The 24,856-nt window shown below is 44.9% G+C and carries 20 protein-coding genes and 1 tRNA gene; 9 read left to right on the forward strand and 12 right to left on the reverse strand.

Features of this window, described 5'->3' with window-relative positions:
* Positions 1-374 precede the first annotated feature (374 nt).
* The 4 genes from O3C43_15485 to O3C43_15500 all read left to right on the forward strand — a co-directional run bounded on the left by O3C43_15485 (position 375) and on the right by O3C43_15500 (position 6,750).
* Positions 375-1,847 (forward strand): sulfatase-like hydrolase/transferase, encoded by a 1,473-nt coding sequence (locus O3C43_15485; protein MDA1067894.1) that lies wholly within the window; start codon positions 375-377, stop codon positions 1,845-1,847.
* Positions 1,848-1,879: 32 nt separating this feature from the next.
* Positions 1,880-3,748 (forward strand): alpha-L-fucosidase, encoded by a 1,869-nt coding sequence (locus tag O3C43_15490; protein ID MDA1067895.1) that lies wholly within the window; start codon positions 1,880-1,882, stop codon positions 3,746-3,748.
* Positions 3,749-3,791: 43 nt separating this feature from the next.
* Positions 3,792-5,429, forward strand: a complete 1,638-nt coding sequence (locus tag O3C43_15495; protein MDA1067896.1) for a sodium/solute symporter — start codon at positions 3,792-3,794, stop codon at positions 5,427-5,429.
* 268 nt (positions 5,430-5,697) lie between these two features.
* Complete coding sequence (locus O3C43_15500) at positions 5,698-6,750, forward strand: LacI family DNA-binding transcriptional regulator (GenBank protein ID MDA1067897.1); 1,053 nt, start codon at positions 5,698-5,700, stop codon at positions 6,748-6,750.
* A gap of 110 nt (positions 6,751-6,860) precedes the next feature.
* Here the strand turns inward: O3C43_15500 and O3C43_15505 are convergent.
* Positions 6,861-6,937, reverse strand: a tRNA-Arg gene (locus O3C43_15505).
* A 151-nt stretch (positions 6,938-7,088) separates the two neighbouring features.
* Complete coding sequence (raiA, locus tag O3C43_15510) at positions 7,089-7,457, reverse strand: ribosome-associated translation inhibitor RaiA (GenBank protein ID MDA1067898.1); 369 nt, start codon at positions 7,455-7,457, stop codon at positions 7,089-7,091.
* Positions 7,458-7,679: 222 nt separating this feature from the next.
* On the opposite strand from raiA, the gene O3C43_15515 reads away from it, so the two are divergent.
* On the forward strand, positions 7,680-8,498 hold the full coding sequence (locus O3C43_15515) for an RluA family pseudouridine synthase (protein MDA1067899.1): 819 nt from the start codon (positions 7,680-7,682) through the stop codon (positions 8,496-8,498).
* A gap of 21 nt (positions 8,499-8,519) precedes the next feature.
* On the opposite strand, the gene O3C43_15520 is transcribed toward O3C43_15515, so the two are convergent.
* Positions 8,520-9,545, reverse strand: coding sequence for a polyprenyl synthetase family protein (locus tag O3C43_15520; GenBank protein MDA1067900.1), 1,026 nt, complete (start codon positions 9,543-9,545; stop codon positions 8,520-8,522).
* A 137-nt stretch (positions 9,546-9,682) separates the two neighbouring features.
* Between O3C43_15520 and O3C43_15525 the strand changes: the two genes are divergently transcribed.
* Positions 9,683-10,141: an acetolactate synthase gene (locus O3C43_15525; GenBank protein ID MDA1067901.1), complete on the forward strand. Its 459-nt coding sequence runs from the start codon at positions 9,683-9,685 to the stop codon at positions 10,139-10,141.
* 140 nt (positions 10,142-10,281) lie between these two features.
* On the opposite strand, the gene O3C43_15530 is transcribed toward O3C43_15525, so the two are convergent.
* The 5 genes from O3C43_15530 to O3C43_15550 form a co-directional block, all read right to left on the reverse strand.
* A complete protein-coding gene (locus O3C43_15530) occupies positions 10,282-10,821 on the reverse strand; it encodes an adenine phosphoribosyltransferase (GenBank protein MDA1067902.1) in 540 nt (179 codons plus the stop codon).
* Positions 10,822-10,838: 17 nt separating this feature from the next.
* The gene (locus O3C43_15535) at positions 10,839-12,827 is read right to left on the reverse strand and encodes an aldo/keto reductase (GenBank protein ID MDA1067903.1); all 1,989 of its coding nucleotides are present in this window, start codon (positions 12,825-12,827) and stop codon (positions 10,839-10,841) included.
* A gap of 148 nt (positions 12,828-12,975) precedes the next feature.
* On the reverse strand, positions 12,976-13,740 hold the full coding sequence (locus O3C43_15540; protein MDA1067904.1) for a hypothetical protein: 765 nt from the start codon (positions 13,738-13,740) through the stop codon (positions 12,976-12,978).
* A 73-nt stretch (positions 13,741-13,813) separates the two neighbouring features.
* Positions 13,814-14,947: a carboxynorspermidine decarboxylase gene (nspC, locus tag O3C43_15545; GenBank protein MDA1067905.1), complete on the reverse strand. Its 1,134-nt coding sequence runs from the start codon at positions 14,945-14,947 to the stop codon at positions 13,814-13,816.
* An 11-nt stretch (positions 14,948-14,958) separates the two neighbouring features.
* Positions 14,959-16,152: a saccharopine dehydrogenase family protein gene (locus O3C43_15550; protein ID MDA1067906.1), complete on the reverse strand. Its 1,194-nt coding sequence runs from the start codon at positions 16,150-16,152 to the stop codon at positions 14,959-14,961.
* 180 nt (positions 16,153-16,332) lie between these two features.
* Here O3C43_15550 and sppA point away from each other — a divergent pair, with 180 nt between their 5' ends.
* Positions 16,333-18,138, forward strand: coding sequence for a signal peptide peptidase SppA (sppA, locus tag O3C43_15555; GenBank protein MDA1067907.1), 1,806 nt, complete (start codon positions 16,333-16,335; stop codon positions 18,136-18,138).
* A 3-nt stretch (positions 18,139-18,141) separates the two neighbouring features.
* Positions 18,142-18,696, forward strand: a complete 555-nt coding sequence (locus O3C43_15560) for an iron-sulfur cluster assembly protein (protein MDA1067908.1) — start codon at positions 18,142-18,144, stop codon at positions 18,694-18,696.
* Between the two features lies 1 nt (position 18,697).
* On the opposite strand, the gene O3C43_15565 is transcribed toward O3C43_15560, so the two are convergent.
* Entirely contained in the window at positions 18,698-19,153 is a 456-nt protein-coding gene (locus O3C43_15565) for a DUF5069 domain-containing protein (protein MDA1067909.1), read from the reverse strand.
* Positions 19,154-19,287: 134 nt separating this feature from the next.
* Between O3C43_15565 and O3C43_15570 the strand changes: the two genes are divergently transcribed.
* Positions 19,288-20,061 carry a hypothetical protein gene (locus tag O3C43_15570; protein MDA1067910.1) on the forward strand — a complete coding sequence of 258 codons (774 nt, stop codon included), beginning with the start codon at positions 19,288-19,290 and terminating at the stop codon, positions 20,059-20,061.
* A gap of 6 nt (positions 20,062-20,067) precedes the next feature.
* On the opposite strand, the gene O3C43_15575 is transcribed toward O3C43_15570, so the two are convergent.
* The 3 genes from O3C43_15575 to leuS form a co-directional block, all read right to left on the reverse strand.
* Entirely contained in the window at positions 20,068-20,478 is a 411-nt protein-coding gene (locus tag O3C43_15575; protein MDA1067911.1) for a cupin domain-containing protein, read from the reverse strand.
* Between the two features lie 437 nt (positions 20,479-20,915).
* On the reverse strand, positions 20,916-22,049 hold the full coding sequence (locus tag O3C43_15580) for a Xaa-Pro peptidase family protein (protein MDA1067912.1): 1,134 nt from the start codon (positions 22,047-22,049) through the stop codon (positions 20,916-20,918).
* An 11-nt stretch (positions 22,050-22,060) separates the two neighbouring features.
* Positions 22,061-24,817, reverse strand: a complete 2,757-nt coding sequence (leuS, locus tag O3C43_15585; GenBank protein ID MDA1067913.1) for a leucine--tRNA ligase — start codon at positions 24,815-24,817, stop codon at positions 22,061-22,063.
* Positions 24,818-24,856 lie beyond the last annotated feature (39 nt).

The raw sequence follows: 24,856 nt of genomic DNA on the forward strand, positions 1-24,856 counted from the left end.
AAAGGCATTTGACAGTACTGTTTTGCCCCCGGATTATTGACCCGCTTAATTACGCGGAAGATCCCGTTGACTTGAACACCTGAGTAGTTACGATTTATTAAGGATAAATCACCTCCTGAAAAGCCTATTTTCTTAAAAAAATGGCATATTTTGTTTATGCAGGGAAAAGTTCAATAAATCGGCACAAGGTTTTTCAATTTGAACGCTTTGAAGTGGGCTATTGTTGTTAATTTATAAGGGATTTTATCGGAAGTGAAAAAAATGAAAGTTACTCAACTGATCAAGTAACTTGCTTCCGGAAATGAATTGAAGCCCCCTCAAGCCCCCAAAAAGATTACCCCGTATAATCAAACCTACAAAATCAAGCACTCACTTTGAATAAATATAATTTGCTGATTATCACACCCGACCAGTTGCGGTCCGATTATCTGGGATGTTATGGGCATGCTTCGATTGGGACTTCTCACATCGATCAATTGGCGAATGAAAGTGTGAAGTTTGAAAATTGTTATTGTCAATCGCCGCTCTGTGCTCCGAGCCGCGTCAGTTTCACTACAAGTACGTATGTCGGGGAACATGGTTGTCGTAATTATTGGTCCACCATTGATCCACTTGTGCCAAACCTGGTTTCGTCGCTAAAGCAGACGGGTTACACCACGGGCATGTTTGGCAAAAATCATTTATTCACCTACGACAAATTAGATGAAGTTTGGGACACCTGCCATGAGGTTTGCCTGGGAAATTATGATGAGCATCCAAAGTATGACAAAGCATTCAGCTCATTCGAAATGGAAGACGACCATGAGTACAATGTTACCGGGTTGCTGACGACTGAAGCGATTGAGTTTATGGGCCAAACGAATGGTCCGTTTTTGACCTGGATCAATTACCAGGATCCACATCCGGCGTTCACCTGCCCGGCACCGTACAAAGATCTTTTTGATCCTGATGAGGTGGAGTTACCCAAATCGTTTCGTAACTTTGATAAAGATCGTCAACCGATGCGGAATGAAGTCTGGCGCAAGCATTCTCAAATGGAAGAGTGCAGTGATGAGGAGATGCGGAAAGCCATCGCAACTTACATGGGACAAATCCGCTATGTGGATGATTGTGTTGGCAAGCTCACGCAATTTCTGAAGGACAAAGGTCTGGCCGAGAACACAGTTGTTTTATTTTTCTCCGATCATGGGGAGCTGCTTGGAGATTTTGGAATGACCCATAAACTTCCGGCTTTCTACGACAGCCTTACCAAAATTCCAGTAATGATTCGTCATCCAGACAAAAAGTGGGCGGGAACCACGTTCAAGGGACTTACCGAAGAAATTGATTTGGTGCCAACGCTTCTGGAATCTATGGGTGTGCAAATACCTCCAACTATGGTGGGTCGATCCTGGTTTCAGGCATTGGAAAACGGCGATGACTTGGGAAAAGAATCGGTACTTTCAGAAGCCGGTGGTGGGGGTCCGACATTTACCGTGCCTATCACCGATCTAAAGCTAAAGGCACCTCAGCTTCCGACCAGTTTGGGTCCAGGTGCCATGTTACGGAAGGGCGATTGGAAGCTAAGTATCTACCATGACGATAGATGTGAATTGTATAATTTGGCTGATGATCCTGCTGAGACGAATAATTTGTATGGGGATGATGCATGTCAATCAGTGCAATCCGATTTGACCCTCGAATTGACCAAGCGGATGCTGGGTGTAAAAGTCAGGGATGTAGGAATTGATTGGCCTTATGAAGAATATTCGGTAGATGTTCGGTTTGAACCTTTGCTAAAAATACACCTGGATCCTGCGGAAATAACCGGACTAACAAAAGTTAGCTCCAACCTATCCACTGGATAAATTTTGCAGCAACTGTTTAAAATACCCTAATTATGCAAATCAGATTCACCTTTCTTCTTCTCTCCATTATTAGTGCGCTGTTGTTTTTTTCAGCCTGCGGTAAAAAGGATACCGTCTCTGTCGACAATCTTTATATAGATCCGGTGCGCATGGAGGAGTGGAACGACTGGCGTTTCGGAATGTTTATTCATTGGGGGGCCTGGTCGCAAACCGAGATCGGTTACATTTGGAAAATGGTCAACGAGGAACCACGCGAAATTGGAGAAACACGATTCGAACTCTACAAGACGTTTAATCCAACCAATTTTGATCCAAAGAAATGGGCAAGAGCGGCGAAGGATGCGGGGATGAAATACGTCGTCTTTGTTACCAAACACCATGATGGTTTTAATAATTATGATACCCAGCTTTCAGAGTTAAAAAGTACCAACCCTTTGGTGCCTTATAGCTCGGATTCTAAGGCGGATTTAACAAAAGCAGTGATTGATGCATTCCGGGCTGAAGGATTGGCCATCGGTCTCTATTATTCTCACATTGATTGGCATCACAAAGATGGCCGATATTTTTCACGCGATTATTGGGATTACGATCCGGACCGAATTGAAAGCGATCCCGAGTCATGGCGGCGATTTATTGAGTTTGAGAGAGGGCAGGTTCGGGAATTACTGACTAACTACGGGAAAATAGATATTTTGTGGTTCGATATTATGTGGCCCCATGCTGCGGTGGGAGATGAGCAGATCGCTCACCCGGTTGTCAGAAAAGATGTTCACGACTTGTTGAAGCTTATGAAAGAGCTCCAGCCGGATATTATTTTTAATGATAGAGGCACCGGGAAATATGGTGGCTTCTATACACCCGAGCAACAGGTTCCTGTTGCGGGATTACCAGGGAATTGGGAATCGAATATAACGATTACCAATAATCGAGGGTTTTGGTATAAAGGGGAGAATGTCAGCGCCAAGTCGAATAAAGAACTTATCCGCATGCTGGTCGACATAGCTTCGAAGGGTGGGAATTTTTTGATGAATGTTGGACCGCGTCCGGATGGTGAACTGTCACGAACTGAGTATGAGGCATTGTCTGGAGTCGGCGAGTGGATGGGCATAAACGGTGAGAGTATTTACGGAACCCGGAAAGGACAGTTTTTGCAACTTGAGTGGGGGAGATCGACGACCAAAGGCTCGACCATCTATCTTCACGTTTTCGATTGGCCCGCTGACGGGTTTCTTAAAGTTCCTGGTGTCAGAAACGATGTAGTTAAAGCTTACCTGCTTGCTGATAAGGATAAAAAACCGTTGGCAGTTGCGTCCAATGGAGAAGACAAAGTGATCGGCCTCGGTACCACCGAGCTTGATGCCTATGCATCGGTTGTCGTTGTTGAGTTGGAGGGCGAGCCAGATATTAACAATGTTTATCGACAGAAGGGAAAAGATCCGATCGAACTAGGCACCTACTTTGCGAATATCGAAAGTAAAACAGCGAAGTACAATTTTGGTAAAGCCACACGTAAAGGAGACTTTATTCAGGACATAAAAAGCACCGACGATCGTATCTTTTGGGATGTTTATGTAAGTACTCCCGGGAGTTATAAACTTAGCATTGTCCAGGCCACTCAGATGGAACAAAGCGGCAGTAAATTCACTTTTGAGGTAGCCGGACAAATCCTGGCCGCTGAGGTATCGGGCACTGCCAGCTGGGAAGGTGATATTCTCCAAGTACTACGACAGGAAATGGATGAAGGCGAGCGGCACAACAATCTTTGGTTGTTTAAAGATCTCGATCTGGGGACCGTCACTTTTGAGAAAGCCGGAAAGCAAACCGTTACCCTCAAGCCTGATACTATCAAGGGAGACTATTTAATGTACTTAAAGTCAGCTTCCTTGACGCTTCTCCGCTAAGTTTATCTTCTGTGACCGTTTTTCAGTCTTTTTCATTTCGCTTATGAAAATCCAACTCATCGATTCCCTAATAATCCTGATATATTTTATCGGAATTATTTCACTAGGATTGTGGATTTCACGCAAACAGGCAAAAGGGGGTAGAGAGTTTTTCCTGGCAAATAATTCTATGAAGTGGCCGTTTATTGGGGCCTCATTGTTTGCTACTAACATTTCGAGCCAGCAATTTGTCGGGCAGGCCGGATTAGCGTTTTCCATAGGAATCATCGCCGGCGGTTTTCAGCTGGTTGGTGCCACGTGTTTTATCTTTCTGTCCGTGTTTTTTATTCGGACCTACATGGGGTTGAAATTGGCGACTTCGCCCGAGTTTTTTGAAAAGCGTTTTAGTGGTCGGTGTCGGACGATTGTCTCCTTTATGAATCTGATGATGATCATCCTGGGTAACATTGCCGCAGCTTTGTATGCAGGAGCCCTTGTGCTGACAAATTTATTGGGTTGGGATACTGGAGAACATGCCGAGAAATTGTATTGGTTCTCCGTTTTCATAATTGGAATTGCTGCCGGTACTTACACGCTGTTAGGTGGGTTGAAGGCGGTGATTTACTGTGATTTTGTTCAAACCGCTGTGCTGGTTTTAGGTGGATTGTTACTGCTTTATTTTGGCATCTCAGCTGTCGGTGGGCCAAGCGTTCTTTTTGCCGCTACAGATGGAAATGGTGAACCTATGTGGTCTTTGTTTCGGTCATGGGATCATGATTTCGGTTGGTTACCCATGCTGACAGGTGGATTGATTTTGGGTGTTCATGGTCACTGCACGGACCAGGACTATGTACAAAGAGCATTGTCGGCCGGAAGTGTGTATCATGCGAAAATGGGAGCGATCTTCGCTGGTGTTCTAAAGACACTGGCCCTTTTTGTAATCGCAGCTCCTGGTGTTGTCGCCGCTCAGTATTTCCAGGGCCAAGATACAGGAGTCATCGATAATGCCTATGTCAGTTTGCTGACGAGTGTGATGCCGGTCGGTTTTTTGGGACTATGTCTGGCTGGATTGCTGGCCGCTATTATGTCCAGTGTGGACTCAGGTTTGTGTGCTTGCGGATCACTTCTGACATACGACTTTTTTGCCAAGATAAAGAAGAATGCCACTGAAAAACAGCTATTGAAAGACGGTCGAATAATCATGGTGATATTGTTGATAGCCTGTATGCTTATCGCTCCGTATATTCGAAACTTTAAAGGACTGTTTAACTACCTGTTGGCAGTATGGGCGTTTTTGGCGCCTGGAGTTTTTGTCACTGTTTTGTTTGGGCTTTTTTACAAAAAATCCACCGAGAAGGCTGCTTTTGTTACCTTGGTTGTTGGTTGTGTTCTCGGTTTTGCGGCATTTTGTTTACTCAGCTTTCCTTCCTTGGAGGGAATTAAGAACAGTCTCCCGGCTTTCTATCAAAACAAGCTGAATTTGTCTCCGATCATTACTATCGTTTGCGTGGCGACTATGTATCTTATTAGTAACTATGGTGGTCGAACCGATAAAGACTATGCTAACTCATTGAGCGTCATTATTGATCCCGGTCAATTTACCATGACTGCTGAGGAGACCCGCAAATACAGACGGTTTTTGGGGATTTTAATTGTTTTCATTTGTTCAGTCGTGGCCTGTTTCTCTCCCGTTTTTTATTAGGGTTCCGCGGTTCCGCGGTTCAACGGTTCAGGGGTTCCTCGGGCTGGTGGTTTTAGCCAGTATTGCTTGGGGAATTGTCCGGTTCAAAGAAAACTGTAGGAGCGGGTTTACCCCGCGATTGTATCGATAGGCCTCAAAGCGATCTGGGGAGTAAAACCCCTCTAAACCTTGCTAAGGAAGGTCCCGTTACTTCACTGAAACAATTAAGCAATTAGGTTGTTTTGCTTGATCATTTTCTCACAATGAGGAGCTTCTACTAAAATCCCTTGTGCAAAACATTCCTCAAAGAATCAGATTAAAGGATATTGCCGAAAAGGCCGGCCTAAGTGTGGCTGCTGTGTCCATGGCACTTAAAAACCATCGATCTCTCCCGGCTACTACGATCAAGCGGGTTCAGAATTTAGCTGAATCCATGGGTTATGCTCCGGATCCTGCCCTTTCTGCTTTGGCGGCTCACAGAAGTCGGTTACGAGTTCACAAGGACTTTTCCGTTATCGGTTTGGTTTCCAATTGGTCGAGAGAGGATGCCTGGACAAACCTTCCTAGTGGAAAGGCCGTAGTTGAAGGAGCAAAAGCACGTGCGCTTGAGCTTGGATTCACCATTCAGCATATGTGGTGCAATTCAAAAAATCTGTCTGCTAACCGCTTTGATCAGATATTAAAAGCCAGAGGAATTCGCGGACTTATCTTGGCTCCACTCCATAATTATGATGACAGGATTGAGCTTGATTGGAATCAATACTCAGTGGTCACTTTGGAGAAACCGCTTCACTACTCCCACTTTCATCATGTGGTCCAGAATCATTATTCAGACCTCATACTCTGTTGGAAGAAACTCAAGGAACGAAATTACAAACGCATTGGCCTTATTGTGCGCGATCACCTTTCAAGTCGTTGGGGTTACCAATGGGAGTCGGCGCATCACCTGGTGCAATCCTCAACAACCACTCAAGAGAAAACGATACCTACCTTACAATTGAAGGACGAAAATCAGGAGGATCATGTAGATCTGGTTCGGTCCTGGTTAAAGCTTTTTAAACCTGATGCCGTGATAAGTCGTTGTGATTGTTTTTTCGAAGCTGCTGAAGGTCTTGGATTGAAGATCCCCAATAATATTGGTTATGTCAGTTTGAACGTCACCGATGACGTTGAGGGTGCCACCGGTATTCATCAGCATCGAGATATTATGGGAGCTACCGCTATTGATGTATTGAATAGTCTGCTACAACGGAATTTTCGTGGTGAACATCAAGTTTCCGTGGGTACCCAAGTTGATGGATCATGGATTGATGGAAAAACTCTTCTTAACAGGGTAGGATAGCCTGTATTTGGATTTAGTGACCAATATAGCTAGGGTGTTTCCAAGTGATCGTTCGGAGCAATTGAACAACCGTTTCGCGTTAAAAATTCTTCTATTCTTGAGTTTTTAAATGGCACACCCCGCAGGAGTCGAACCTGCAACCTCCTGATCCGTAATCAGGTGCTCTATCCAATTGAGCTAGGGATGCACAATAAAGGCGATAAGTTCTGTAAAGCTTTTGAAAGCTGTCAAGTATCTCTTTCGACTGTTTTTCATGGATGTTCACTCCGATGGTATGTGGGTATAAAAAAAGCTCCGGAATTCACCGGAGCTTTTTGAAAATTGTCTAGTAATATGTCTTATGCGCTCGCCGCTTTTGGCAGATCCGCCGGAAACTCTATACTATGCGTATCTTTTCGTTTCACTTTGCTGAGACGGTGCTTTCGTCGAAGCATTCGGTCTAATTTATGAACCATGTCGTCAATGGATTTATAGAGGTCTTCAGTCTCTGAAGTTACGTTCAGACCTGGCCCACGCAACTCGATGTGGCCTTTGGCGATAAATTCTTTTGTATTGGTGACGTTTTGATTGTATTCTAATTCAACTCTAATTCGAATTATCCTATCGTCATGGTGGAAGAGCTTTGCAGTCTTCTCATGGACGATGAACTTAAGCGAATCAGTGAGTTCGATATGACGACCTGTGATAATAACGTCAGGATTATTCATTGTTATTTCCTTTTGGTTGGTGTTTGGCAATGTAGGTCATTTCTAAAAATGACCCAGGTTGGAAATTCTCGAGATTATTCTCGATGAGGAAATTATTTGAGGGATGTATGGGATGAAAAACCGATATCATTGCTGAGATTTTAACGTTAGACGCACAAGCAGGATTTTGCAACCTTTCTCCTTTTTTATTTTTAATATATCACCTAGTTTTATGGTTTTTTTATGCCTGAATTTGATCCTGCTTTATATCCATCCGAACCTGAACTTATTGACCCGGAAGAATTTCCTTCCTGGATCGTTCATGAGGATTCCGGGATTCTCGCCATTAATAAACCTGGATTGGTAGTTTGCCATCCTTCCAAGAATGGACCGTGGTCAAGTCTGGTTGGCGCAGCTAGAGAGTATTTAGGCCAGGACTTGGTCCATCTGGTTCATCGATTAGATCGAGAAACGAGTGGAATTTGTCTCCTGGCTAAGGACAAATATCACGCGCGTCATTCGCAGATGGCCTTTCAGAATCAACAGATATCAAAAGTCTATATTGCTGTTTTAGAAGGTGAATTTATGGAACCTATTCACTTAAATACTCATTTGGCGAAAGACTTGGATTCTGAAGTCTATGTGAAGCAAACAGTTCGAAAATCGAATTCTTCAAAACGGGCAGAGACTCATTTTCAGCCCCTTCTTTCACGTGGTGGTTTTACACTGGCCAAGGTAGTTCCCATAACCGGTCGAAAGCATCAGATCAGGGTGCATGCTTCACACATGGGACATTCGATAGTGGGAGATAAAGTCTATGGACCGGATGATCGACTCTACCTTGAGTTTATAGAAAACGGTTATACTGAAAGTATGAACGCAATTCTTGGTTTTCATAGACAAGCGCTTCATGCTTATAGTGTTCACTTCGAGGCTCCGCTGTTTACTAGAAGCTTCATAGCACCATTGCCACCAGATATGCTCGGTCTTATTGAGGATAAGATGGGGATTTGCGCAGAAGAGATAGAAGATTTCGTGCTTAGCTCAGATAAACAAAAGTAATTCTTCCAGCTTCTGAGGTATTTATGTTCCAACTCTTGAGAGTTCCAATTCATTCAATTTCTGTCGGAGCAATTGGCTGATTGAATTCAAGTTTTCTTTGGCAAGTTTCTCGGAAGGAAGTTTTTCTAGAGTAGTTACTGCTTGTTCCCAGAGGCTGGATACGAAGCTGATACTTCGATCGTAAATGCTATAAGATTCCAGCAATTCGTTTATATTGACCAAATCTGAGCGCTCCAGTGCTCCGATCATTCTCTCGGTTGCTATTGGATCGTTGAGCTGAAAAAGTTGAATGAGTGGGAGAGTTGCCTTTCCTGTGGTAAGGTCGGTTCCCAGGGTTTTCCCTATTTTGTTTTCGTCACCAATAAAATCGGTGAGATCATCGTACGCCTGGTAGGCTACCCCCAGTTCGGTGCCAAATTTCCTTAGAATTTCACAGTCTTCTTTGGAATAACCTGACAGCAAACCTCCCAGGTAGGTTGAGATGGAAAAGAGTTCGCCGGTTTTCATGTCCAGCATTTCCAAATAGTCTTCCAGGGACAACTTCCAGTCGCCTCTTCGAAACGTTTGCAAAATTTCACCTGAGCAAACCCGTCTTGTCGATTTTGATACGAGACGGCAGACTTCAACGGTATCGAATTGCGATGCTAAATGTAGTGCGTGTGAAAATAATGCATCTCCCAGCAGGACGGCTGTGTGCTGACCAAATTTTGAGCTAATGGTCGGCTTACCACGTCGTTTATTGGCGCCGTCAAGCACGTCATCATGGACAAGTGTGGCGATGTGGACCATTTCAACAACTGCTGAAACCTGAATGAGTTTTTCAAATACAGCAGGATTATCAATTTCTCCGGAAAGAAAAACCAAGGAGGGGCGAATTCGTTTCCCACTGTTTTTAAGACAATAATCAACTAGATGCCTAATCTGAGGTTCAAATGCTTCGATTTGGCCTTCCAGGAATTGCGTCAGCTTCCTCATTGGCTTACTGAGGTAAGTCTGTAGCACGTCGACGGACGGTTTTTGGAAAGGCTTTTCCGTTGGATTTAGCATAGTAAAGTAAACAACTTGGGCATGAATGTCGAAATTTTCAAGTAGCGAACATAAAATCATAGGCCAATTCGGATTATTTTTGTTGGTTTAAAATTTGTTTTTGCGATTTCCAATTATTTTAAAGAATCTTAGAGTCTATGTCCGATAATGTGGTAGAGGGAGTTGGAGGAGATCCTGTTATTCAATTTTCCGTATTTCTTGAAAACAAGGTGGGGCGGTTGAGCGATTTTTCCCGTTTGTTGGCAGATAACTCCATTCACATCATGGCGATGACGGTTTTGGATACCACGGATAGTAGCATTGTAAGAATTATTGTAGACGATCCCGGAAGTGCCAGTTCGGTGCTTTATTTGGCAGGATATTCATTTTCCGAAACGGATGTACTCGTGATTGAGTTGAGTTCAGTGGACGATGTCCCTGCTTTGCTTTCTCTTATTTTGGCAGCTGAAATTAACGTTCATTATCTTTACCCGTTTATTTTCCGACCATCAGAGAAATCTGCTCTGGCTATTCAATTGGAAGACATGGATTTGGCTACAGATGTTCTGAAATTTAGTAAATTTCGCGTGCTTTGTCAGAGCGACATTTCACGTTAGTGCTTGCCGTTCAGATCGAATACCTGTGCGACTAAATTTTTTTGAGAGAAAAATCGTTCCTCTATCAAGCAAAAGCCATGTGACTATAATCAGCAGGTGGTAGGGAAGTCATGGTCTGCCGATATAAACCTGTTTCTTCTTTATTCTGACTCTGAGAATTCGATTAGGCTCATTACATTGAGGTTAGCGGCTTTGAGTGCTTTGGATCCCCCAAGTTCTGGAAGATCAATGACAGCCGTGACTTCCACTACCTCTGCACCTAATCTTTGAAACAGTTTGCTTGCAGCCAGAAGGGTGCCACCCGTCGCAATTAAATCATCAACAATTGCAATTCGTTCGTTCTTTTGAACCGAATCAACATGCACTTCAATGGTGCCCTTACCGTATTCCAAGGAATAGTCTTCCGACACCGTCTCGAATGGTAGCTTTCCTTTTTTTCTAACCAGTACAAATGGCAAGTTCATTTGATTGGCCACCGCACCACCTATGACAAACCCTCTCGCGTCTACCCCGGCAATGCGATCGACACCGACCTCCTCGTAGTGTTGGCAAATCGTATTGACTATAGTCTTAAAACATTCAGGCGTTTCAAAAAGAGGGGTTACATCGCGAAAACGAACTCCGGGTTCCGGCCAGTCGACAACGGTTCGAACATGCGTTTTTAATTCATTTAAAGTCATAATAGGTTAAATTGAAACTAGGACTCTAAATTGAGCCATTTTAATTCTTCGCTATTCAATTGGATATAGGCCCCGGGGCAAGAGGTTCTTGTTTCTTCAAGGGTTCGCGGACCGATTAAGCTGAATATTTGAAATGGTTGGTTTAGTACATAGGCCAGGGCAATACTTATGACTGAGGTTCCCTTTTCTTTTGCCAATGTTTGAGCCCGATCTTTTCGTTCAAAATTTTCTTTGTTATACCAGCAACGAACCAATTCCTTGTCTTCAATGTTTTGCGGATTGGAGCGATTGGTAAAAAATCCTCTGGCCTGAGAAGACCAACAGAAGAGCGGTATTTGTTTTTGTTTAAACCAATTCCTGCTTTCTGAATCCGAGGAGCTGATACAACCAGGCCAGGGAGGTTTTACCATTTCCGCCAGGCTAAATTGGTTGCTCACTGCGGTAAATCCAGCGAGCCCGTTCTCGAGTGCATAAGCATTGGCTTCAGCAATTCGATTGAGGGACCAATTTGATGCACCCAATGCTCGGATTTTTCCTTCATTTTTGAACCTGTTTAAGGCATGGATGAAATCGCCGACCGGATACTCCAAATTGTCCCGATGAAGGTAATACAGATCTATGTAATCAGTTTTAAGTCTTCTGAGCGAATCGTTGAGTTGAGCTGCTATGGCGTCAGGGTTGTTGTAAGGTGTGTGGCCTCCTTTTCCTATCAAGAAAACTTGCTCTCTTATACCTCGTGCTTTTTGCCAATTTCCCCAGAGGCCTTCAGGGAAGCCTTGGTTATAGATCCAGGCAGTGTCGAAAGCGGTTCCTCCCCGTTCGATAAAATCGTCAAACATTACCGACGCATGGGAAAGCGTTAGTTGATTATCCACCCCCATGACCAGGCGAGATACTTTTTTATCACTGTCACCAAAGGGAAGGGTGGGTAGCTGTTCAATTCGACCCGGATTGAGCGGCTCTCCCGAGAGGATGGGTGGCTTTTTTTCGGAAGGAAAAATGAGCCCTAGATCCTTTCGCCAAGCATCCATTGCTTTCATATTTCCAAGCGTATCCGCTGACGACATGGCTGGAAAAATCTTCTCCGGGGCTCCGATGCATTCGGAAACTTTATCGACCTCATAACTCCACATGAGTCTGTCAAAATGAATATTTTCCTCGGATTCCAATTTGCCGTTTTTCTCAATTCGAATGGTGGTTTTTCCGATTCTTGGATCCTGGACCCAGGGATTCTTAAACTGGATTGAACCTTTGCTTCCGAAGAGTTGAACATCCCAGTCTTGCTGATGATGGACTCCGCATGAAACTTGAGCAAAAAGGTCGCCCTCGAATTTCAGGTTAGCGATTGCGAACTCGTCAATGCCTGTTGATCCAAGCTGTCCCATTCCTTGCACCTGGATAGGATCAGCGAAGTCCTTGTTTTGAGAAACACCAGCTATGAGACGTGCTAGTGAAACAGGGTAACCACCAACATCCAAAATTCCTCCTCCTGCCAAATTCAGGTTGTAGAGCCGAGATTTAGGATCAAGGGGAGAATAAAATGAAAAATCCAAACGCATGCTCTTAATAGATCCAATGACTTCTTGCTGAATCATTTCGATCAATCGCGCAATTAGCGGGTGGCAACGATACATGTAAGCTTCCATTAAAAATACGCCGTTCAAATTCGCCTCTTCCAGAATACCCATTGCCTCGGAGTGGTTTAATCCGATGGGTTTTTCGCAAAGAATATGTTTTCCAGCTTTGGCTGTTTTAATGGCCCACTCAGCGTGAAATGGATTGGGAGTTGAAATGTAAACAACCTCTACGTTTTCATCTTTCAACAAGGCTTCGTATGAGCTGTAGGCGTTTCGGATACTATGTTTTTCAGCAAAGATGTTTGCAGTTTCTTGATTTCGACTACCGACAGCTACTACAGTGCCTTTGCTGGATTGGGCAACGCTTAGGGCGAATTTATTGGCTATGTATCCGGTTCCGAGAATACCCCAATTCAGATGATCTGCCATATTGTAAAACTTCAGAGATTAATAAGGTAGCTGAGAGTTTTGGCTGCCTAATCCACCAGGGCCAAGTCAATATTGGGTTACCTCGAAAACAGTGGAAATAAAAAAGGCCTCCCATCGGGAGGCCTTAAAATGGATCTGAACTTTGCGTTTAATCGCGATTTGGGTTTGCGCGTAATTTTGCCATAATAATGGCATGAGCTTGGCGTTTATATTGTTCGCCCCCGTGGACGGCATAGGAGTAATCCCAATCTTCGATTTCTTGGTAACGTTTCAGTTCCGAACGAAGTTCTGCTTCAATTCGTTCTTGTTCAGCTACAGCAGCAAGACGTTGTTGTTCAAGTTTTTCCGTTTGGCTCTTCAACATAGCAGCTTCCTCCTTTGCTTTTCGGATGGTGTCCGCGGCTGCGGCCATTTCCCTTTCCCGCGTTTGCGAAGATTCGGTCGATGCGGCAGCGAGGGCGGCTTGCCTTTTCTCAGCTTCTGCGAGCGATTGGGTTAACGCTTCTAAGCGTTTATTTGTTTCAGCGGCTCGTTTATCCGCTTCCGCCCTGGCAAGTTCTTCGGCTTCCAGGCGAGACTGAACTTCTGCGATTTTCCGCTTTTGTTCATCTTTGGCTTGTTGGATCTGAAGCTCTGCTAGGCGTATTGCTTCGTTTTTCTCTGCTTCGAGTGCAGCGAGTTGAGCCGCCGATTTTGCTGCCTGTTCTGCAGAAGCTGCAGCAGCAGCTTTCGTTGCCGCTGTCGATTTCGAAGTTGATGTCGATGCACTTTGCGGGCTTTGGGAGTCGCTTGTTGTCTCAGATTTTTTACAGCCAACTCCGCTTAATAAAGTCGCTGCCAGTATGGTAATTAGGTATTTTTTCATATGGAACTTGTTTGAGTTGAACAGATAATGTGTTTGGAAATGAATCAATTTCTATAAAAACAAGAGATACTTGTTTTGAGATTTCTTTAAAGGATTTCAGGAATTAACGCTAAAGACAAGGCTAGGATAACCGGTCTCTATAGTCATTGTAGTTAAATTGCTTCACAATTTCTAATTTTTCACTTTCAGGGTGCCATAATGCAATGGAGGGTAATGACACGCCATTGAAGGTATTGTTCTTTACCATTGTGTAGTGAGCCATGTCTTGAAAAACCAAGCGATCACCTACTTTTAAGGGTTCCTCGAAGGAATAGTCTCCAATGATGTCTCCAGCTAGACAAGTAAGACCTCCCAGGCGGTAGGTATACATCTTCTCATCCGGTAGAGTTGCGCCGATGACCGAAGGTCTGTAGGGCATTTCCAGAACATCCGGCATATGGGCTGTTGCTGAAGTATCCAGAATAGCGATGTTCATTCCGTTATTTATAATATCCAGCACTTCTGTGACGAGAACTCCGGTATTCAAGGCTATGGCTTCGCCTGGCTCCAAATACACTTTCAGATCATGGCGCTCCCTGAAGGATTTGATCGTAGCTATTAGAAGCTCGGTATCGTAGTCTGATCGGGTAATGTGATGACCACCGCCAAAGTTTATCCACTTCAATTGATTAAACCATCTGCCAAATTTTTGTTCAACAACTTCTAGCGTTCGGGCAAGTGGCCCGGCGTTTTGTTCACAGAGAGTGTGAAAATGGAATCCAGTAATTCCATTCAGGTCGGCATCTATAAGCGCGTCAGCAGTTACCCCCAGGCGTGAGTTTTTTGCGCAAGGATCATAGAGCTCCACATCTACTTCTGAATATTCAGGATTTATTCGAAGGGCCATCTCGGTCGTTTCATTGGTCTCTTTAACGTATTGTCTGTACCGATGAAACTGTGACACTGAGTTAAAGGACAAGTGATGGGCGATTGGGGCAATTGATTCAATATCCGTTTGGGAATAGGCAGGGGCATAAACATGCACCTCACCACCGAATTCCAATTTTCCAAGTAACGCTTCGTTAACCGAGCTGGCTGTAGTCCCGACCAAATACTTTTTGATTAGTGGAAAAGTGCTGAATGCCGCAAATCCCTTGAGTGCCAATATGATTTTGCAATCCGCTTCGTCCTGGATTCGCTTTAACAGCTCGAGGTTTTCCCTTAATCGCCCCATATCTATGATGTAACAGGGTGTTGGGGAATTTTGAATATCCATAGCAACTACAATTAAAGCTCCGGATGTTGGTCCAGCTCTTGAACTTCCCAGGGCAAACCACAATTATTGAGATCTTCCATGAACGAATCCGGGTCTAGCTGTTCAATGTTCCATACGCCTTCTTTTTTCCAATTTCCACTTAGGATTTGTTTGGCACCAATCATTGCCGGGACTCCTGTTGTATAGGAGATGGCTTGGGAATTCACTTCCTCATAACACGCTTCGTGGTCGCAAATATTGTAGATATAGATTGTTTTGGCTTCCCCGTCTTTTTTCCCGGAAATAATACAACCAATACAGGTTTTACCCTTAGTTCGTTCACCTAAGCTGGAAGGATCGGGAAGTACGGCTTTTAAAAATTGTAAAGGCACAATTTTTTTTCCTTCGTACATCACAGGATCGATTCGGGTCATGCCCACGTTTTCCAAAACCTTCAAATGGGTAATGTATTGCTGAGAAAACGTCATCCAGAATCGAATTCGCTTAAGACCATCAATATTTTTCACCAATGACTCCAATTCTTCATGATACAACAAATAGACGTCTTTGGGTCCAAGGACCGGAAAGTCGAAAACGTTCTTAATGGATAAAGGTTCTGTTTCCTTCCACGTTCCATTTTCCCAGTGCCGACCATTCGCAGTTATTTCACGAATATTGATTTCCGGATTAAAATTGGTCGCAAAAGGGTGCCCATGATCGCCTGCGTTAGCATCGAGAATATCAATAAATTCGATGGAATCGAAATAGTGTTTTTGAGCGTAGGCGCAGAAAACGTTGGTGACTCCCGGATCAAAACCAGATCCCAGCAGGGCCATGAGGCCAGCGTCTTTAAACCGTTCTTGATAGTCCCACTGCCACTTGTATTCGAATTTTGCCTCATCGAGCGGTTCGTAGTTGGCGGTATCGAGGTAATCAACGCCAGTGGCAAGGCATGCATCCATAATCGTCAAATCCTGATAGGGTAATGCCACGTTGATAATGAGTTTCGGACCGATCCGTTTGATCAATTCAATAAGCTCCTGGGTATTATCTGCGTCAACCTGGGCTGTGTGAATTTTTGTTTTAATTTCCGAGGCAATTTGGTCGCATTTAGCCACCGTTCGGCTCGCCAGCCAAATCTCAGAGAATACCTCGGGCACTTGGGCGCATTTATGAGTAACTACTCGGCCAACGCCTCCAGCTCCAATTATCAATACCTTGCTCATGATGGTTTTTTGTTATTCGCGACCAAGACATAGGTAATATTATTGTGAATTCAATCGATATTTTTGAATCTTATGGTTCCTGGTCCATATCATTTAGGAAAACATGTGAGACAATTCTATTGTCCTTGGCCTATCCGGTAGTCAACGGTGTCAGCTGCAACATTATCTCATTCATCCAATATGTGGCGATTTATTCAAAATACCTTTAGTAGCTTCTTAGGAACCCTGCTTGCTCTTTTCGTTTTAGGGTTCGGCGGTTTTATTATTATCCTGATCGTGGGTCTTGCTTTCCAGGAGCCCGTTGCTGATATGCCTGACAGCGCTGTGCTCGTTCTTGATATTTCAATGAGTATTAACGACAAACCCCCGTCGGTGACGCTTGATGATGTGATTCAACAGGCCATTTCAAATAGTGAGATCCCCCAGGTCGGTCTCAGAAAACTACTAAACGCCATAAAATACGCCAAAACCGATAAAAGAGTGAAAGGTCTGTTTTTGACGGGGAATCTACAGTCTGTTAACTTCGGTTCCGGCTATGCCGCCATCAGTGAGTTGCGTGATGCTCTGATTGACTTTAAAACGAGTGGTAAGCCGATTGAAGCTTATGTCGTAAACGCAATGCCTAGAGATTACTATCTTTTCTCGGTTGCCAATACGGTTTCTATGAACCCGTTCGGCGAATTGATGTTCAACGGGCTTGGCGTGGAAATGATGTTTTACGCCAACGCCTTTGAGAAATGGGGAATCGGTGCACAGCCAGTTCGGGTGGGTAAATTCAAGGCGGGAATTGAGCCCTATGTTCAAGACCATATGAGTGAGGCCAACCGCGAGCAAACCATGATTTTAATTCAAGGGCTTTGGGATTCGATGGCGAAGGAGGTAGCAGAATCTCGAGGAATTGACGTCGAAGCCTTGGATGCTATTGCTGGTTCTGATCGTTCCTTTGTGGCTGAAAAAGCTAAGGAGCATGGCTTTGTAGATGAGTTGATCTATTTCGATGAAATGTTGGAAAAGCTCAAAAAGGTGTCGGGTGAGGATAAAAAAAAGCGGACATTCAGTCAGATCGATATGGCTTCGTACATGGTCGCCAATCCGGTTAACGGACCTTCATCGAAGGACAAAGAGATTGCCATCGTTTATATCGAAGGAGTGATTGTTGCTGGCGAAGGCAGTTCCAGTCAGGTAGGCGGTGACAAGTTGGCACGCCGGATTCGCGAAATTCGCCTAAACGACAATGTCAAAGCCGTTGTCTTACGGGTCAATTGCCCGGGTGGAGGAGCTCAGGCTTCTGAGATCATTCAACGGGAAATTCGCCTATTGGGTGAAAGTAAACCCGTAGTGGCTTCCATGGGCTATGTTGCGGCGAGTGGCGGTTATTGGGTGTCTACCTATGCTGACCGGATTTTTGCTCAGGATAACACCATCACTGGTTCCATCGGCGTGTACGGTTTGATTTTCAATATCCAGGAGGTTGCTAATGATTTTGGAATTACCTGGGATTATGCTGGAACCCACGACTATGCGGGAAGTTGGACGATGACCCGTCCGCAAACCGAAGCCGAGATGCAGCAGCTTGAAGAGTCCACGACCTGGTATTACGATAAATTCATTGAGAAAATTGCTGAGTCAAGGGACATGGAGATCGAGGAGGTTGATTCGGTCGGGCAAGGCCGGACTTGGCTGGGGAAGGATGCATTAGAAGTAGGGTTGGTCGACGAGCTTGGGGGACTTGAGGCAGCCATTCGACATGCCGCAAAATTGGCAAACCTTGAGGACGGTAAATACCAGGTTTCAGATTATCCAAAAGGAAACAATATGGATCAATTGCTCGAAGCCTTGATTGCCGGGCAAGATTTGGATGTTTCGATCGACCCTGCCACTGGTTTATTACGCCAGGTGCAAAAGGATCTTGAACGCTTGAAGACCTTCAATGATCCTCGTGGTATCTATCTCCTTCCGGAGATCAATTATCAATTTATCAAGTAACTTATGGCACAAAAGTCATTCACTCTTATCAGGGATACACAGGCTACTTTAATTCCGGCAGGAGATATATTGTCGCTAAAGCAAGGCACCGACGTTCAGGTAACCCAAGCCTTAGGTGGCACGGTCACCGTTCAAGCGAATGGTGGGCTTTACCGAATAAGCGCTAAGGACCTGGACGCACTCGGTGAGGACGGCCAATCAGAATATACGGTTGAAGGTGCAACGGCCCCGGTGGCTGAAGGTGAATTTTCAGAGGAACATGTTTGGGAAGCCTTGAGGACCTGCTTTGATCCAGAAATTCCAGTCAACATTGTCGACTTGGGGTTGATTTATGATTTAAGCGCTGTTGACCTCGGAGAAGGAGAATACGAGGTATTCGTCAAAATGACCCTCACCGCTCAAGGTTGTGGCATGGGGCCCTCAATTGCAGCTGACGCTCAGCAAAAGATAGACGCCTTGCCTGCCGTGAAATCCTCTCAGGTTGATATTGTGTGGGATCCTGTTTGGACACCTCACATGATCAGTGATGAAGGTCGAAAAATCCTCGGATTAAACTAGATTATCCAAACCAGGCACCCTGCCACTGTTCTGGATACCATCGGCCTTCATCCATCTCAATAACGTCGAAGTCCGTTACCAGTCGGCTGTCCGGTTTGACGCCATAGGATTCAATCAGGTCGGGGATAAATTCTCTCGTTTCGTCATCCCGCCAACCGCGTTTGCTCATAAAGCTGTTGTAAATAAGGATTTCTTCATCGGTGAGCTTCCTGCCGTTTTCAAAACACCAAGCGAGCACTTCCTCGTTTGTTTTCCCCGCAAGCACCTCGGCTTTTACTTCTTCATAAGTTACCTGAAGGTAACGACAGGTTCTTCCATCAAAACCATTCCCGAGCATGTCGAAGTAAGCTTCAGGTAAACATCCATCGGCGTTGATCCGAATCTTCGAGCACATTCGCGCAAAATAAAACAGCTTTCCGGTTTTCTCATAACAACAGCACGGCACTTGAGTATTCATACTAATTCTAAATGTTGGATATTTTGCGGCAGACAAGCCTAGAACAAATTTCCAGGTCATCTGTCAGGTGCTTATTTCTGGACAGTGAAGAAACCCTTGCTTTGCTTAGGACTCCTTATGTTTCCTGCATTATAATGAAATGGATTGATAAACTAGAAAAACGCTTCGCCCATTTGGCTATTCGTAATTTGGCTCTGTATTTAGTGGCCGGGCAGGTTATTATTTTTGCGCTTATAAATTTCGGAAGGATGACCTCCTCCGCTTTATATTTAAACTCCACCTTGGTCTTGAATGGAGAGATTTGGCGTTTGTTTACCTTTATGTTGATTCCGCCCCGGGCAAGTATGCTCCTGATTGCGTTTGCCTGGTATATTTTCTGGATGATTTCCCAGGCATTGGAAGCTCAATGGGGAACATTTAAATACAACCTGTTTTTATTAATTGGAGTCTTTGCCACCTGGTTGGCTTCCCTGTTGATGCCCTTTGGATTATTCACCAATTATTATATAGGTATTTCTGTGTTTCTTGCGTTTGCGACCTTGTATCCAAATTTTGAGTTTCTTCTCTTCTTCATTTTACCTGTCAAGGTGAAATACTTAGCATGGATTTCCTTGGGGTACATGGCTTTGATTTTCCTTCAACCTTCAGTGGCCACACGACTTGAAATCATCGCAGCTTTAGCTAATTACGCATTATTCTTTGGGAAGGATTTGTACCAGGCAATGTACTATCGAAAGCGACGAATCGAACACCAGAAAGAGACAAAAGCATACGCCGAAGAAGCATTCCATATTTGCGCAACTTGTGGGGCGACTGATAAATCCAATCCCGAACGTGAGTTTCGCTATAAGGATGGCGATGGTATTTGTAGCGACTGTCTTGAAAAAGAATCTACTCCCCAAGTTTGATTGTATCTAGTATCTCAGGATTTCGGTTCGAGACTCTTCTACTTCATTCGCAATGACGAAGAAAACCAGGAAATCTGTTTCGCTCGTGTTAAACATCCTGTGATAGGTGCCCTTGGGTTGGTAAAAACAATCACCGGCCTTTATGGGAAATTCTTCATCTCCCCGATACATAATTCCTTCACCTTCCGTGATGATGAAAAACTCATCCATAGTAGTGTGGCAATGTTGTGGGCAATTGTGGTGTTGGGGAAGAATGCGGGTCATCTCAACATCAAAGGGGTGCACCGGGTTACCGTCCCTGCCTGATCCCAGTGCTAAGGATATATGGCGACGGAGCCGCTTATATTTTTGATTTTCTCCCCAGAAGTTTTCGACCTCGGGTACCTCGTCTAAGTTTAATAGTGGTGGAACAGACATGTGGTCCACCTTAGCAAATTACTACCTTAACGAAAGTCTAATTGTTCAGGTAGTTCGTTGTTTCCGGGATCGGTTTTCTATTAACCAGTTTCAAAATAAGGTAGATGATCGGGGGCGCAAAAAAGAACACAAAGAGGCCTATGATCCAAACGGTTCTTGTGAGTCCGTTGAAGTCCGTTCGACGGATTACGTCAATTAGGGCCCAGATCCAAAAACCGAAGATTAGGCCCATGAATAAAAGGACCAGGATCTCTGGCGGACCGAGTGACGGTAAGAAAGATAATACCATATTTTAGAAAAACGATCGTTATGCCAATTCGATGAAGAGGCGATCCAATACTGACTTGGAACTGTGAGAGCTAGGAATTTATTAAGAAATAACTTCCAAAGCTCGCTCTGAAATTCTTTGAGTTGATTCGTTGTCGTAAGTTCCGCGCTTATTGCAATGCAATCTTGTGATGGCTTAAGTTTTCCGATCCGCTTTGAGTTATCAGGTAATTCCGTTCAATCCTGACTCCACCGATTCCTTGGATGTAATTCCCCGGCTCCAAGGTTACCACATCGCCAATCAACAGGGTGTCTGTAGAATTACTTACGATGGCGGGAGGTTCAGGGTGTTCCAGCCCGAGTCCATGTCCCGCATGACTTGGCAAGGCTTCGAATCCTTTTTGAATCATGGTTTCCGAGCATATATCAAAAATGGTCTTGCAGGCTACCTCTGCTTTTAAGGCTTTCTCGCCTGCCTCAAGGCTCGCGATACAAGCATTCATCAAGGCACATTGATCATCCGAAGGTTCTCCTACTGCAATGGTGTTTGTGAAATCGCTACGGTATCCATCCAGAATAACCGAGTAGTCCAGAATGTAGAGATCGCCTTCTTGCAGCGTGTAATCAATGGGCAGTCCGCCTGCTTTCGGAAGGTTCGCGTTGGTTGCTCTAAAATCACCGTAGACGAGGCAAGGCCTGCCAGCCTGTTCGAGCACCGCAGCATGCACATTACGGTACACCTCCATTTCCGTAGCCCCTGGGCGAACGAAGTTCAATGCTGCTTGATGCCCCGCTTCACAGGCCTCCATGCAGGTTCTTAGATGAGCTATTTCGTCTGCTTCTTTTTGACGTCTCAGGAATTTAATGACATCGCCTAGCTTGATCTTTACTTCGGGTTCACCCGTAATTGTTTCAAAGGTCGCCACAGGAAGGGAGTCGCATTCAATGGCTCCGTTCGATAGGGTGAGCGAACCAAAATGTTTCTTGAGCGCGGTCGCCTGTTTGTAATCCCGATTGTCCACCGAGTTTTTTCCGTCGTACCAGGCTTCAGAAATGGTTTCGTCAACGTAAGCCTCTCCACTCAATGATTTGAGTGTAAAGTTATCGGCAAGCGCGATGACCTTCCCAGATCGTTCCATGTGCAGCCATACGCTTTGCCCGGCGGAAAAACTGATCGGATTTACCCAGATGTTGGAAAAATATTTTACGTGTCTCGGATTGGAAATGAGAACCCATTCCACAGAATCAGGTAAGGATGACCACAAACGGGAACGGCGTTTTAAACAACCTTCTTGGGTAAGCATTATCTTATAAGCTAGTTGGCGACTATATTGAGGATTTTACCTGGAACGTAAATGACCTTCCGGATTGTTAGCCCTTCGATACTGTTTTGAACACGCTCTTGGCTGAGTCCCAGTTCTTCGATTTCCTCTTTCGTGGCGTCTGTGGATACCACCAGTTCTCCCCGGTGCTTCCCGTTTACCTGAAGGACAATTACCACTTCGTCGAGAATGAGCTTTGATTCATCGAAGGATGGCCAGCGGGTATCGCATATGGATCCCGAGCCTCCCAGGCGACCCCATAACTCTTCTGCAATATGAGGAGCCATTGGGTTTAGTAATTGGATAAAAGATTTAGCTGTTTCTTTCGAATAACCGGACGTTTTTACCATCAGATTAAGTAGTATCATTAATTGAGATACCACCGTGTTGAAATTCAGACGTTCGATGTCCTGGGTAACTTTCTTGATGCTTTCGTGTAAGAGCTTGTCCAGGTCTTTGTTTGTCTCAGGTCCGTCACTTAACTTGAGATTAAGACCGCCATCCTCGGCTACGACTTCACGCCACAAACGTTTAAGAAATCGGAAAACTCCTTCTATTCCCTGGGTGTTCCAAGGCTTCATGTCTTCGATCGGACCAAGGAACATTAGAAATAACCGGGTTGCGTCAGCACCGTAGGATTTGATCAAACTATCGGGGTTCACCACATTGCCGCGGCTTTTACTCATTTTGTGCGAACGCGCATCCACTTTGATGGTGCGGTCACTCTTGAGCAACCAACTGTCTCCAGCCTTCTCGACATCGGATTCTGGTACCGTCGATTTGGTTAGATCCATTTCTTCGGTGATGGCATCGAATGAAACGGGTGTGCCGTTTGAATCTGAGAACTGGGTGAATTCCATTTCGCCCAGAATCATTCCCTGGTGGAGTAAAGCCGGGAACGGTTCAGGGCACGGGGTAACTCCTTCATCAAACAATACCTGATGCCAAAAACGGGCATAAAGAAGGTGCAGGTTCACATGCTCAGCGCCTCCAATGTAGAAATCAGGAACGCCCCAGTATTCTGCAATTTTCGGATCGATAGGTGCCTCTGTGTTTTTTGGATCGCAATAACGTAAATAGTACCAACATGAACCTGCCCATTGTGGCATGGTATTGGTCTCCCGGGTACCTTTCACCCAATTATCCCCTTCGGGTTTATTTGAGGAGCGTGGAATCGATTCACCCGTTTCCGTATTTAACCATCTTTCAAGCCATTTTGTAACTCCTGCCAAGGGACTTTCCCCGGTGCCGATCGGCTCATAGGATTCCACATCCGGCAGTTCCAGAGGTAGATGAGTGGTAGGAGTGGGTAGGGCGTAATGAACCTCTCCTTCCACTTCGAAAGTTACAGGCTCCTCGGGTAAGAATTCGCGGAAAGGGTTTGCTTCATTAGCGGTCGCTTGTTCGTAGTTTTCTTTTGAAACCCACATTACCGGAAAGGGTTCACCCCAATAACGTTGTCGAGAGAACAGCCAGTCCCGAAGTTTGTATTGGACACTGGCTGACCCTAGGTTGCGTTCTTCTAAATTGGCTATGATTTTCGCTTTCCCTTCGTCGGAGGTCATTCCAGTGTATTCGCCGGAATTGATCATAGTGCCTTTTCCGCTGAAAGGGAGCTGGGTTGGCTCATTTTTGGCTGCTGCAGCTTCATCTTGGATCACCCGTTGAATGGGGATGTTCAAGCTCGTAGCGAATTCAAAGTCACGTTCATCGTGGCCGGGTACCGCCATGATGGCTCCGGTTCCATAGCTCATCAGAACATAATCCGCTACCCAGATCGGAACTTTGGCTCCATTTACCGGATTAAGGGCGTAGGATCCCGTGAAAACTCCAGTCTTGTCTTTGGCCAGATCTGTTCGTTCCAAATCACTCTTTTTCGCGGCATCAACTCTGTAATCTGCGATGGCCTTGACTTGCTCCGTTGTGGTCAGCTTATCCACCAATGGGTGTTCCGGAGAGAGCACCATATAGGTAACTCCAAAAAGGGTATCCGGCCGGGTAGTGTAGATGGGGAGTTTTTCAGAATGTCCTTCTATACTGAATTCCACCTCGGCTCCGGTTGAACGACCAATCCAATTTTTTTGTAAGCGGATGGATGAATCGGGCCAGTTCAAGTCCGTATGACCTTCGAGTAGTCGTTCGGCATACGCAGTGATTTTTAATACCCATTGGCGTAATTTTCGTTTTTCGACGGGATGATCACCGCGTTCGGATTTACCATCAATCACCTCTTCGTTTGCCAAGACCGTACCCAATGCAGGACACCACCAGACGGGCTGATCAGATACGTAAGCGAGGCCACGTTTAAATAGTTGCAGGAAAATCCACTGTGTCCACTTCACATAACCGGCGTCGGTGGTATTTATCTCCCGATCCCAATCAATGGCAAAACCTACTTTCTGAAGTTGAGCACGAAATATTTCGACATTCTTTTCTGTGACAATGCGAGGATGGGTGCCTGTTTTTATGGCATACTGTTCCGTCGGAAGGCCAAAGGCATCCCAACCCATTGGCTGGAGGGTGTTAAATCCTTGGGATTTTTTATACCGAGCCAAAATATCGGGAGCGGTATAGTTGATCGCGTGGCCGATATGAAGTCCGTCTCCCGAGGGGTAGGGATACATAGACAGAATGTAATATTTTGGTTTTTCGGAAAAATCTTTGGCTTGAAAGCTTTTATTTTCGGCCCAAAAATTTTGCCAGTGCGCTTCGATTTGGGAGAAGTTATAGTCTGTTGTTGGTGTCGACATAATCAAATGAAGTGAACTAGCTTGATTGAAACGAATTAC

The sequence above is a fragment of the Verrucomicrobiota bacterium genome (assembly GCA_027622555.1).
In the GTDB taxonomy this organism is placed as follows: domain Bacteria; phylum Verrucomicrobiota; class Verrucomicrobiia; order Opitutales; family UBA2995; genus UBA2995.

Bases quoted from the DNA above. Each gene is read 5' to 3' on its own strand.
- O3C43_15530 (MDA1067902.1), bottom strand. From the start codon at position 10,821: ATGACTTTAAATGAATTAAAAACGCATGTTCGAACCGTTGTCGACTGG.
- O3C43_15525 (MDA1067901.1), top strand. From the start codon at position 9,683: ATGTCCGATAATGTGGTAGAGGGAGTTGGAGGAGATCCTGTTATTCAA.
- sppA (MDA1067907.1), top strand. From the start codon at position 16,333: ATGTGGCGATTTATTCAAAATACCTTTAGTAGCTTCTTAGGAACCCTG.
- O3C43_15570 (MDA1067910.1), top strand. From the start codon at position 19,288: ATGAAATGGATTGATAAACTAGAAAAACGCTTCGCCCATTTGGCTATT.
- O3C43_15515 (MDA1067899.1), top strand. From the start codon at position 7,680: ATGCCTGAATTTGATCCTGCTTTATATCCATCCGAACCTGAACTTATT.
- O3C43_15580 (MDA1067912.1), bottom strand. From the start codon at position 22,049: ATGCTTACCCAAGAAGGTTGTTTAAAACGCCGTTCCCGTTTGTGGTCA.
- O3C43_15495 (MDA1067896.1), top strand. From the start codon at position 3,792: ATGAAAATCCAACTCATCGATTCCCTAATAATCCTGATATATTTTATC.
- nspC (MDA1067905.1), bottom strand. From the start codon at position 14,947: ATGGATATTCAAAATTCCCCAACACCCTGTTACATCATAGATATGGGG.
- O3C43_15520 (MDA1067900.1), bottom strand. From the start codon at position 9,545: ATGCTAAATCCAACGGAAAAGCCTTTCCAAAAACCGTCCGTCGACGTG.
- O3C43_15490 (MDA1067895.1), top strand. From the start codon at position 1,880: ATGCAAATCAGATTCACCTTTCTTCTTCTCTCCATTATTAGTGCGCTG.
- raiA (MDA1067898.1), bottom strand. From the start codon at position 7,457: ATGAATAATCCTGACGTTATTATCACAGGTCGTCATATCGAACTCACT.
- O3C43_15550 (MDA1067906.1), bottom strand. From the start codon at position 16,152: ATGAGCAAGGTATTGATAATTGGAGCTGGAGGCGTTGGCCGAGTAGTT.
- O3C43_15535 (MDA1067903.1), bottom strand. From the start codon at position 12,827: ATGGCAGATCATCTGAATTGGGGTATTCTCGGAACCGGATACATAGCC.
- O3C43_15560 (MDA1067908.1), top strand. From the start codon at position 18,142: ATGGCACAAAAGTCATTCACTCTTATCAGGGATACACAGGCTACTTTA.
- O3C43_15575 (MDA1067911.1), bottom strand. From the start codon at position 20,478: ATGTCTGTTCCACCACTATTAAACTTAGACGAGGTACCCGAGGTCGAA.
- O3C43_15565 (MDA1067909.1), bottom strand. From the start codon at position 19,153: ATGAATACTCAAGTGCCGTGCTGTTGTTATGAGAAAACCGGAAAGCTG.
- leuS (MDA1067913.1), bottom strand. From the start codon at position 24,817: ATGTCGACACCAACAACAGACTATAACTTCTCCCAAATCGAAGCGCAC.